The organism is Planococcus notacanthi, from assembly GCF_030407825.1.
GTDB lineage: Bacteria > Bacillota > Bacilli > Bacillales_A > Planococcaceae > Planococcus > Planococcus notacanthi.
Genome location: NZ_JASDCQ010000007.1, coordinates 72,054 through 83,499 on the forward strand (window position 1 = coordinate 72,054; position 11,446 = coordinate 83,499).

Below are 11,446 nucleotides of genomic sequence, written 5' to 3' on the forward strand. Positions count from 1 at the left end.
GCGGAGACTCCACAGGATAGCGGAGCTGGTTTGTGGAATATCCGTATTCCAACTTAACTATTCACTTAACAGTAACACCTGCAGGCACTTCATGATGATGGCGGCAGCGTGGTTCGTAGGCCTCAGATGCACCGACCAGAATTGTCGGATCATCTGACCCAGCTGGCTTGCCGTCGATCAGGCGCTGCGTCCGGCTCGCCGGAGAACCGCAAACGGTACAGACAGCTTGGAGTTTCGTCACTTGTTCGGCAATGGCGAGCAAAGCTGGCATGGGGCCGAATGGACGTCCTCTGAAATCCTGATCCAGTCCGGCAACAATTACACGGAAACCATGATCAGCAAGCTTTTGGATGTTTTCGATGATGTCTTCATCAAAAAATTGGGCTTCATCGATGGCAATGACGTCAAATTCATCTGTAATGTGATCCCACATATCGGTTGAGCGGGAGATCGGCAGAGCGATTACTGTTGCTCCATTATGGGAAACAACCGCTTCTTTGCTGTAACGGTCGTCGATTTTTGGTTTAAAAACGATAATTTTTTGTTTGGCGAATTGCGAACGGCGCACTCGGCGGATCAGTTCTTCGGATTTTCCGGAAAACATGCTGCCACAGATTAATTCGACCCATCCTGTTTGTTTCATGACGTACATAGGTGAGACCCCTTTCGGACACTTTGTTGTTAGTTTAATCATACCAAAAATCATTCAGCTTCTTGCTGTTTTTTGGAATATGTAAGGTGTTTTTTTCTAATATGGAGAAAGCCATAATCAGGCAGCTTCTCCTTTATCTAAGGTGGATAAGGCATCCACTTGCTGAAAAAGCAGGAATAAACGAAAAAAAAATACCCGCCAGGCGTTTTCGCGCTAGGCAGGTATATTTTTAATTGATGCAGGAAAGCGGTAAACAGGAGGACAGAAATTCGTTGCGGAATTTCTGCTTCCTGTCCATGCTCTTCCAATATTACTCGTTGATTTCTTCTTTAAGGCCGTATTTTTTGTTGAAACGGTCTACGCGGCCATCTGCTGAAGCGAATTTCTGACGTCCAGTGTAGAATGGATGACATTCAGAGCAAAGCTCAACGCTGATGTTTTCTTTTACAGAACCAGTTGTGAAAGAGTTCCCACATGAGCAAGTTACTGTAGCTTGTTTGTAATCTGGATGAATACCTGATTTCATTTTGTTTTCTCCTCTCGCCCTGAACCATCTGGAACAGAGTTTAATCTATTTTTACTATTGCCTTACACGGTTCTTTAGACCGTATATGCAATAGCTTTGGTTTGATTCACTCTCATAATCATATCAAATTCTTGTGTCGTTTGCAAGCATTTAAATCATCTTCTTGTTGCTTCGGTGGGTCTTCATTTCCGTAGCCAATTGCTCGAAGAATTCTTCATTTGTATCTGTTTGGCCCAGCTTCTTCAGGAAACGTTCACCGAAATCATGAGAATCCGAGAAAGTTTTTCGGATGGACCAAAGCTTTTCAAGCTGTTTCGGCTCGATCAGCAACTCTTCCTTACGCGTTCCGGAACGGCGTATATCAAGTGCAGGGAAAATGCGGCGTTCAGCCAAAGATCGGTCAAGATGCAATTCCATGTTGCCGGTCCCTTTAAATTCCTCGTAAATGACTTCATCCATTCGTGACCCGGTTTCCACTAAAGCGGTCGCTAAAATCGTCAAACTGCCGCCTTCTTCGATATTTCGGGCGGCACCGAAAAAGCGTTTTGGACGGTGGAAAGCTGCTGGGTCTATTCCTCCTGATAGTGTACGCCCGCTTGGCGGAATCACCAAATTATATGCTCGGGCAAGGCGCGTGATGGAATCCATCAAAATGACAACATCACGTTTGTGCTCAACAAGGCGCATCGCCCGTTCAAGGACAAGCTCTGCGACTTTCACATGATTTTCAGGCACTTCATCAAATGTCGAAGATACAACATCCGCATTTACGGAACGTTCGATATCCGTTACTTCTTCCGGACGCTCGTCAATCAGCAGGACAATCAATTCAGCTTCGGGATGATTGGTTGTAATGGAGTTCGCAATTTCTTTTAGAAGCATGGTTTTCCCGGCTTTTGGCGGTGCTACGATCAATCCGCGCTGACCAAAACCGACTGGCGCAACCAAATCCATGATGCGTGTAGACAAATGAGCCGGTGTCGTTTCCAGACGGATATGGCGATCTGGATAAAGTGGCGTCAACCCAGGGAAATGCACACGTTCTTTGGCTACTTCCGGATCTTCGCCGTTAACGGCTTCGACTTGAAGCAAACCGAAATAACGTTCGTTTTCCTTTGGAGGACGCACTTTCCCGGAAACTTTGTCCCCATTCCGCAAATCGAAACGGCGGATTTGGGATGCCGAGATGTAGATGTCCTGTGAACTTGGGGAATAGTTGATCGGGCGCAGGAAGCCAAAGCCTTCTGATTGGATAATTTCCAAAACACCTTCCATAAAGAAGAAGCCTTCCTGTTCCGCGCGTGTCTTCAAAATCGCAAAAATCAGTTCTTTTTTTGTCAGCTTGCTGTAATTGGTCAATTTATATTCTTTTGCTAAATTATATAGTTCTTTTAATGTCATATTCTCCAATGCGGAGATTGTTATCGTTGCCATGTATCGGACACCACTCTTATTCGTATTATTTTTTTGTAGATAAGTTGAATGAATGGATGAGCCTTTTTCCATCGACCAGAAGAACTCACGTAAGGCAGAGCTTCTTCTAAAACCAATTATGGCCTTTCATCGTTGTATTGGCTGCACTCTTCATAAGAAATAAAATAAGGGGGAAACCTGAGCCGGTTCACACCATATCATCTTGTTAATTTCCCTTGATTAAACCATTGATTCAACTTATAGGGTTTGAGGATCGGTAGTGAATGATTGAGAAGATCTTAAAGAAGAAGTCCGGCAATTTGCCGGACTCATTTTATGAAGTAGGATCGTTAATCGTTCATTACGAGATTTGGTTTTTTCTGAAGGCTGTGACGCCCTTCGATAAAGCGGATCGTTCCGGATTTCGCGCGCATCACCAATGTATGGCTTTCTGCGAAACCGCCTTTCAGCTGAACTCCTTTTAAAAGTTCCCCGTCTGTTACGCCTGTTGCTGCAAAGATGGCATCATCGCCTTTAACAAGGTCATCCATCATCAGGACTTTGCTGACGTCAATACCCATATCGATGCAGCGCTGTGCTTCTTCTTCGTTTTGCGGAACAAGCTTCCCTTGGATTTCGCCACCCAGGCATTTTAAGCCGACTGCAGCGATAACGCCTTCAGGTGCTCCTCCAATTCCGAATAGAATATCAACGCCTGTCTGGTCGAACGCTGTATTGATCGCGCCGGCTACATCGCCGTCACCGATCAGTTTAATGCGTGCTCCAGCTGCTCGGATTTGATCAATGATGTCTTTATGGCGCGGACGGTCCATAATGGTGGCAACCACTTCTTCGATGTCTTTGTTTTTGGCTTTCGCCACTGCACGAAGATTATCGATGACTGGTGCGTTAATGTCAATTTTGCCTACAGATTCAGGCCCAACCGCAATTTTGTCCATGTACATATCCGGTGCGTTGAGAAGGTTGCCGCGATCAGCTATGGCCAGAACCGCTAATGCATTCCAACCGCCGGCTGCTACGATATTTGTTCCTTCTAAAGGATCCACTGCAACGTCCACTTCCGGACCATTGCCTGTCCCTAATTCTTCACCGATATAAAGCATGGGCGCTTCGTCCATCTCGCCTTCACCGATGACAACCACACCGCGCATCGGAATAGTATCAAATACGACTCTCATTGCAGTGGTGGCTGCATCATCCGCTTCGTTCTTCATGCCGCGGCCCATCCATTTTGAAGAAGCAATTGCTGCCGCTTCAGTGATACGCACTAATTCCATCGAAAGACTTCGTTCCATACTATCAGTTCCTCCCGTTCAGCTTTAACTATGCCTTCAATATTGTAGCATATATTTTTATGCTAAAAGACCGTTAATTTGCATCCTGGCTAAGGTCGGACTTCATGCTTGCCACCGGGTCAATCGTCTCTCTCCGGATATCTGCACCAAGGCCCTGCAGTTTTTCAATGATGGACGCGTAGCCACGTTCGATGTGGTAGATTTCACGGATTTCTGTTTCGCCTTCCGCCAGTAATCCGGCAATGACCAATGCGGCTCCTGCACGCAAGTCAGAAGCTACAACGGTTGCCGCAGTCAAAGGAGTCGGCCCTGTAACGATCGCCGCTCTTCCTTCCACACGGCCGCTTGCATTCATGCGGCGAAGTTCATCAATATGCTTGAAACGTGCGGAATAGATGGTATCGGTAATCATTGAAGCTCCTTGAGCCTGAGTCATCAGCACAGAAAACGGCTGCTGAAGATCTGTCGGGAATCCAGGGTACACCAATGTTTTTACGTCGATGGCCGTCAAGTTGTTGGATTTTGGAATATAGATCGATTCTTCGCCTTCCTGCACATCTACGCCCATTTCGCGTAATTTGGCAGTCAAAGCTTCCATATGGAAAGGAATTACGTTGTCGATGGTTACCCCATCTCCTGCAGCCGCAGCCATAATCATGAATGTTCCGGCTTCAATGCGGTCAGGGATGATTGTATGGTTGGTGCCATGCAATTCTTCCACGCCGTCAATACGGATGACATTTGTTCCGGCTCCTTTGATTTTCGCACCCATATTGGTCAATAAAGTCGCTACATCAATGATTTCCGGCTCTTTTGCCGCATTTTCAATCGTTGTTTGGCCTTTCGCCATAACAGCTGCCAACATGATGTTGATTGTTGCACCAACACTGACGACATCCAAATAAATCTTGGCTCCACGAAGCTCATCGGCACGCAAGTAGATGGCGCCGTGTTCATTCGTGACTTTCGCACCTAATGCTTCAAAACCTTTGATGTGCTGATCGATTGGGCGAGGCCCTAAGAAACAACCGCCCGGAAGGCCGATTGCTGCATGTTTGAAACGGCCCAGCATCGCGCCCATCATATAATAGGAAGCACGCAGTTTTTTCACATTGCCGTTCGGCAAAGGCATATCAATCATTTTCGTCGGATCGATGCTCATTGTTCCGTCTTCAAATGTTACTTCCCCGCCGATTTCTTCCAGAATACTTTTCAGTGTCCATGCGTCGGAAATACCCGGTAATCCTTCGATCGTTACTGGCGAATTCGCCAAAATCGATGCAGGAATCAATGCCACCGCACTATTTTTAGCACCGTTGACTTTGATTGTTCCGGAAAGGCGCTTACCGCCCCTTACTTTATATACATCCATAAATTTTCTCCTTTATCCCGCTTTAACGGGCAGTACGATTTCCGCTTATCCAAGCGGAAGATCCACTGACCGTAAAAGTCCGATTGGATCAACTAACAATCAACGGGGCAAGCCCCTTTTGATTGAAGTTTCTCTTTATCCACTTTTCCCGGCAGTATAGTTGGCCGCAAAAGTTCCATTGCTTCAGCATGCCAGTCGGCTGCCGATCACAACTTGGGTTTTTCCTGCCATTAAAGGCAAGTCAATTTCCCGCCCTAAAAGCGGGAAATCTCTTGATGCTCTTATTTTACGCCGTCTTCTACTGAACGTTTTTCCCAGTCAGCCAAAAATGCATCGATTCCTTGATCTGTCAACGGGTGCTTGAACATTTGGTGCATTACTTTAATCGGCATCGTAGCGATATGTGCACCATTCAATGCAGCTTCCGTTACGTGCTGTGGATGGCGGATTGAAGCAGCAATGATCTCTGAAGAAATATCATGGATAGCAAAGATTTCAGCAATTGTTGAAATCAAGTCCATGCCGTTATGTCCGATGTCGTCCAGGCGTCCAAGGAATGGCGAAACGTATGCCGCTCCGGCACGCGCTGCAAGCAATGCCTGGTTTGCACTGAAAATCAATGTGACGTTAACTTTTTTGCCTTCTGAAGCAAGTACTGAACAAGCTTTCAATCCGTCTGGCGTCATTGGCAATTTCACTGTGATGTTCGGCGCAAGATCAGCCAATTCACGGCCTTCTTTGATCATGCCTTCTGCATCAAGGGCAATCACTTCTCCGCTGATTGAACCATCAACAAGCGCCGCAATTTCTTTCAAGCGGTCATGGAATGAAACGTTTTTCTCTTTTGCTACCAAAGATGGGTTTGTTGTAACGCCGGAAAGGATTCCCCAGGCGTGTGCTTCTTTAATTTCGTCAAAGTTTGCTGTATCGATGAAAAATTTCATTATTTTTCTCCTCCAGTATGACGGGAAAAAGAGAAGGCGCCTTTCGGACGCTTCTCTCCCATCTTTTTTTGTGTCGTTATTATGCTTTTCCTGAACTTCCAAACTCACGCATTTTGCCGATTACAGTCTTTTTGATTGCTTCGCGGGCTGGTCCCATGTATTTGCGGGGATCATAGACATCCGCGTCGTTGTTCAAAACCTCGCGTACGGCTTGTGCTGAAGTGATCTGGCTTTCTGTGTTGACGTTGATTTTCGATGTACCAAGAGAAACGGCACGTTGAATATCTTTAGTTGGAATTCCTGTACCACCGTGCAATACAAGCGGAACGTCGCATTGCTGTGAAATTTCTTCCATTTCAGTAAACCCAAGATTCGGTTCGCCTTTATAAGGGCCATGGACTGAACCAAGAGCCGGCGCCAAGCAATCAATTCCAGTCTGTTCAACCAGCTGCTTGCATTCTTTTGGATCGGCATAAATAACGCCATCAGCAATAATGTCGTCTTCCTGTCCGCCGACAGTTCCCAATTCCGCTTCCACGGATACATTATGTTGTCGCGCATATTCTACAACTTGTTTAGTGATTTCAATGTTTTCTTCAAACGGGTGATGAGACGCATCAATCATTACGGAAGTGAATCCTGCATCAATCGCTTCCTTGCATTTTTCAAAGCTCGAACCGTGATCCAAGTGGATTGCCACGGGAACGGTGATTTTGTAATCATGCATCAATCCTTTGACAATATTAACAACTGTCGTGAATCCACCCATGTAACGTGCTGCTCCTTCTGAAACTCCGCAGATTACCGGAGAATTCTCTTCCTGTGCAGCTTGAAGAATGGCTTGTGTGAACTCCAGGTTGTTTAAATTGAATTGACCGATTGCATATCCTTCTTGTTTTCCTTTTATCATCATTTCTTTCATTGAAACCAATGGCATTTAGAATTCCTCCTCAGCAATGTTTAAAGCAAATATCCTTTATACTATATCAAAAACCCTGTACTTACGCTACTTCTTCGCTGTTTACTGCTGCAATAGACCATTCACGGCATCGCGCACCTCAAAGACGTCGAAAGGCTTGGTAAAATAGCGCTCAGCTCCCCAGTTCATCGATTCCTTAATTAAATCCAATTCGCCGTATGCGGTCATCATGATGACGTGAACTGAGGGCTTGTTCTTCTTCAATCGCTTCAATATTTCAATGCCGTCCATACCTGGAATCTTCATATCCAACAACACCAGGTCCGGGCACACTTCCTGCACCAATTCGAGTGCTTCTTTGCCGCTTCCGGCAGTGAACGTCTGGTATCCTTCTTTGCTGAACACTTCTTTTAACAACAGCCGGATTCCCGGTTGGTCGTCTACAATTAAAATGGTTTTCAAGAAGAACCACTCCTTTGTCTGCTATACTTTTTTACGAGGTGAGTTTTATGGAACTGTTAACTGCACAATTAACTCCGCTGTTTGAGCACCTGGCAAAACAGCAGGAAGCCATTGACGCTGTAGCTGGTGTTTTGGCACAAGCTGCTGTTGCAGGCGGCACTATTTTCATCGCGGCGTTCGGTGAAATGAAAGCCGTCGACTCCGTTGCCTTTCATAGCAAAGATCCGTTGGCTTCTGCGGCCGAATGGTCGCCTGCAAGCATTGTCACCAGCAGCGACCGCGTTTGGATACTGGCAGCGGATGAAGAAGGCGATGAACTTGCTGGACGGCTTTCGGATGCGGGCATCCCCTTCGCTTTTATGGCACCGGATTCCGGCAACAGCGAGTTAGCCGATGCCTTTCTTCCATTGGACAAGCAGAAAGGCGCACGGTTACAGGACGATGCTCTGTCCATGATAGTTCCAGATGCCATGACCGCACTCTATGTCTACCACGCTGTCAAATCAAGCATCGACCAACTGCTGGCCGATTAAATTTTCCATGCATAAAAGCCTTCCCCTTCTTTATGAGGGAAGGCTTTTCCGTTTATTTATTGGCAATAGATGCTTTTACAAATTCACGGAACAATGGCTGCGGACGGTTCGGACGTGAAATGAACTCCGGATGGAATTGGCAAGCCAAGAACCATGGGTGGTCAGCGACTTCAACGATTTCCACTAGGCGGCCATCCGGGCTTGTGCCTGTAAATTTGAATCCGGCTTTTTCAAAAGCTTCACGGTATTCGTTGTTGAACTCGTAACGGTGGCGATGTCTTTCGTAAACCAATTCTTCGCCGTATGCTTCATGGGCTCTCGATCCTTTTTCAAGTTTCGCAGGATACAAGCCAAGGCGAAGCGTGCCGCCTAAATCTTCGATGTCTTTTTGCTCGGGCAACAGATCGATGACCGGGTAAGCCGTTTTAGCGTTCAATTCAGAAGAATGTGCGCCTTCAAGATTCATGATGCTGCGTGCAAACTCAACAGAAGCCAATTGCATGCCCAGGCAAATACCGAAGAATGGCACTTTGTTTTCGCGTGCAAATTGAGTAGCAATGATTTTCCCTTCAACTCCGCGGTCGCCAAAGCCACCCGGAACGAGAATGCCGTCGCAATTTGTCAATGTTTCTGCCACATTGTCAGCATTGATGTGTTCGGCGTTGATCCATTCGACTTCGATTTCAGAATCGAATGCGAAACCGGCATGTTTCAAAGCTTCTACTACAGAAATATAAGCATCCTGCAGTTCCACATATTTCCCGACAAGACCGATGCGCACAGTGTTTTTAAGCGACTTCACTTTATCAACAAGCGTGCCCCAATCCGTCATATCGGCCTCTGGCGCTTCAATTCCGAAGTGATCAAGGACGATTTGGTCCATATGCTGTTCCTGAAGGCGAAGCGGCATTTCATAGATCACGTCAACATCGCGTGATTCGATTACTTCTTCCGGCTTGATGTCGCAGAACAAGGCAATCTTATCTTTCATGTCCTGTGGCACTGGGTGTTCTGTGCGAACAACGATCAGGTTTGGCTGAATGCCCAGGCTGCGAAGTTCTTTTACGCTATGCTGCGTAGGTTTGGTTTTCATTTCTTTTGCTGCTCCAAGATACGGAATCAACGTACAGTGTACGTACATGACTTCGTCGCGCCCAAGATCTGAACGCATCTGGCGGATTGCTTCGAGGAATGGCAATGATTCGATATCTCCGACGGTTCCGCCGATTTCCGTGATGACGACATCCGCGTTGGCTGTTTTCGCAGCACGCAATAGACGGTCTTTGATTTCATTGGTGATATGCGGAATTACTTGAACGGTTCCACCCAAATAATCGCCGCGGCGTTCTTTTTGGATAACAGTCGAGTAAACTTTCCCTGTTGTTACGTTAGAGTATTTGTTCAAGTTGATGTCGATGAAACGCTCGTAATGGCCAAGGTCCAAATCCGTTTCCGCGCCGTCATCCGTCACAAAAACTTCTCCGTGCTGGTATGGGCTCATTGTTCCTGGGTCAATGTTGATGTACGGATCAAACTTTTGAATCGTTACATTCAACCCTCTGTTTTTCAATAAACGCCCTAAAGACGCTGCTACAATCCCTTTACCGAGTGATGATACAACCCCACCCGTCACAAATATATACTTCGTCATGCCTGTTTCCTCCTCGAATGGTAAAAATAAAAAGCGCTCCACCTGCTGCATATGCAGGGGGAGCGCGTAAACTGTACGAATCATCTCTCCTATTTTAAGGAGCCCAGTAAAATCTTATCCAGTCTAGCCTAATAAGTCAAGGTAATAAAATGTTCAAATTACTTCAAATCGTCTTCTTCATCTTCTTCGTCTTCGTCTTCGTCTTCGTCGTCGATGATGTTGCCATCCAGATCTTCTACCAAAACATCGACGTCTTCTTCGTCGTCATCGTCTGCGTCGAAATCCAGGACTTCCACTTCGACAGGTGATTTGATCACTTCGTCATCATCATCCTCGTCGTCATCGTCGTCTTCACCGAAGTCTTCGAATTCCAACTCGTCTTCCAATGCCAATTCATCCAAATCGTCAAAGCCTTCATCGTCAGCGACTTTCGCTTTCTTCTTACGTGCTTTAACAGTCGGAGCGGATTCTTCTTCGATCTGCTCTACCGGGTACCATTCGCGAAGGCCCCAACGGTTTTCGCCCAAAATCAAAAAGCGGCCGTCGATATTCAAATCTGTGTAGAATTGAACCAGACGATCTTTCATTTCCTCTTTTGATAAGTTGAGCAATTTCTCGATTTCTTCAACCAATTCTGCATACGTTTTCGTTTCATGTGTTTCTTCAAGCATTGCATATGTCAAGTCAACAAATGACTCTTCTATTAGTTCTTCTTTAGATAATTCACGAATTTTCATTCCGTGCACGTCCCTTCTTCTTTCTTAACTTAATCCATTATATACAAACAACCTAGTCTCCGCTACCGTGTTTTCTTTTTTCTCGGATCTAATTGCATCCACCCGAAATAAAACAAATAGAGCGCCAAGATCATAAAAGGAATGGATCCCAAAGCTTTATTGTACAGGAAGAAAATCAGTATGACACAGATTAGGATAATTATGTAGTGCACAGCTTTACGCATCGGATCATCCTTCTTGTTTTCTGGGATGTGTTTTCATTCATTATACAGAAAAAGGGTGGAGATATCGACTGGATAAGCGTGTGGAATGGGCTTTATGAAGATTGTTTTTGCATCCGGTTGGAAATTTTTTCTTAATAAAATATATTATTGGATGTAATTTAAATAAATTAGCGTTTTATCTGCTGAACGTGCGTATTTTCTTATAAGCGTGCATATTTTTTCTCCAAGCCTGCGTATTTTTCTCCAAGCGTGCGTATCGCTTTTCAAACTAATAAAAACCTTCGCCGATTTGAAAATCAGCTCTTTAGTTCTTCTCAAAAAAGCGAAAATCCCGGCTTTGGCGGGTTTTCGTCTTTTTTCGTGTTTTGATCCATTCAGCTTTTAGGCCTTAACTCGGCAGAACGCCTGCAAATCTGATCCAGCTCGCATCCCCACAAAAAAAGTAAGCAAAATCCACTTGAAATCGGATTCCGCTTACTTTATTGTATTTCATTCAAGCCCAGCTCATCGGAATCTTGAGTCAACGCCGCTTCGCCAAGTCGCCTAAAACCTTAATGCTCCTGTTTCTGCATCGCTGCGCTAGCTTCAGAACATGAAGAGCGTTGCAGCACTCTGTGCTTCGTCGCAAAGAGGTGACTCAAACTACCTTTGAGCCACCTCTTGCCTGTCGGAGCAAAACGGCTGCTTCCGCTTTTCT

At 45.7% G+C, this 11,446-nt stretch carries 11 protein-coding genes; 1 reads left to right on the forward strand and 10 read right to left on the reverse strand.

Going from position 1 to position 11,446, the window contains the following annotated elements; translation table 11 throughout:
- Positions 1-61 precede the first annotated feature (61 nt).
- From QMA01_RS17065 to QMA01_RS17100, 8 genes are all read right to left on the reverse strand, one after another.
- Entirely contained in the window at positions 62-652 is a 591-nt protein-coding gene (locus QMA01_RS17065; protein WP_191713547.1) for a thymidine kinase, read from the reverse strand.
- A 310-nt stretch (positions 653-962) separates the two neighbouring features.
- Positions 963-1,178, reverse strand: coding sequence for a 50S ribosomal protein L31 (gene rpmE / locus QMA01_RS17070; protein WP_191713546.1), 216 nt, complete (start codon positions 1,176-1,178; stop codon positions 963-965).
- Between the two features lie 150 nt (positions 1,179-1,328).
- A complete protein-coding gene (gene rho / locus QMA01_RS17075) occupies positions 1,329-2,612 on the reverse strand; it encodes a transcription termination factor Rho (protein ID WP_191713545.1) in 1,284 nt (427 codons plus the stop codon).
- Positions 2,613-2,941: 329 nt separating this feature from the next.
- The gene (gene glpX, locus QMA01_RS17080) at positions 2,942-3,907 is read right to left on the reverse strand and encodes a class II fructose-bisphosphatase (RefSeq protein ID WP_191713544.1); all 966 of its coding nucleotides are present in this window, start codon (positions 3,905-3,907) and stop codon (positions 2,942-2,944) included.
- A gap of 73 nt (positions 3,908-3,980) precedes the next feature.
- A complete protein-coding gene (locus tag QMA01_RS17085; RefSeq protein WP_191713543.1) occupies positions 3,981-5,279 on the reverse strand; it encodes a UDP-N-acetylglucosamine 1-carboxyvinyltransferase in 1,299 nt (432 codons plus the stop codon).
- A 281-nt stretch (positions 5,280-5,560) separates the two neighbouring features.
- Positions 5,561-6,223: a fructose-6-phosphate aldolase gene (gene fsa / locus QMA01_RS17090; protein ID WP_191713542.1), complete on the reverse strand. Its 663-nt coding sequence runs from the start codon at positions 6,221-6,223 to the stop codon at positions 5,561-5,563.
- Between the two features lie 79 nt (positions 6,224-6,302).
- Positions 6,303-7,160 (reverse strand): class II fructose-bisphosphate aldolase, encoded by an 858-nt coding sequence (locus tag QMA01_RS17095; RefSeq protein ID WP_191713541.1) that lies wholly within the window; start codon positions 7,158-7,160, stop codon positions 6,303-6,305.
- Positions 7,161-7,244: 84 nt separating this feature from the next.
- Positions 7,245-7,604 carry a response regulator gene (locus tag QMA01_RS17100; protein WP_203339057.1) on the reverse strand — a complete coding sequence of 120 codons (360 nt, stop codon included), beginning with the start codon at positions 7,602-7,604 and terminating at the stop codon, positions 7,245-7,247.
- A 47-nt stretch (positions 7,605-7,651) separates the two neighbouring features.
- Here QMA01_RS17100 and QMA01_RS17105 point away from each other — a divergent pair, with 47 nt between their 5' ends.
- A complete protein-coding gene (locus tag QMA01_RS17105) occupies positions 7,652-8,137 on the forward strand; it encodes a DUF2529 family protein (RefSeq protein ID WP_290215547.1) in 486 nt (161 codons plus the stop codon).
- Between the two features lie 52 nt (positions 8,138-8,189).
- Here QMA01_RS17105 and QMA01_RS17110 read toward each other — a convergent pair whose 3' ends face one another.
- Positions 8,190-9,788, reverse strand: a complete 1,599-nt coding sequence (locus tag QMA01_RS17110; RefSeq protein ID WP_191713538.1) for a CTP synthase — start codon at positions 9,786-9,788, stop codon at positions 8,190-8,192.
- A 158-nt stretch (positions 9,789-9,946) separates the two neighbouring features.
- Positions 9,947-10,525: a DNA-directed RNA polymerase subunit delta gene (gene rpoE, locus QMA01_RS17115; RefSeq protein ID WP_290215548.1), complete on the reverse strand. Its 579-nt coding sequence runs from the start codon at positions 10,523-10,525 to the stop codon at positions 9,947-9,949.
- Positions 10,526-11,446 lie beyond the last annotated feature (921 nt).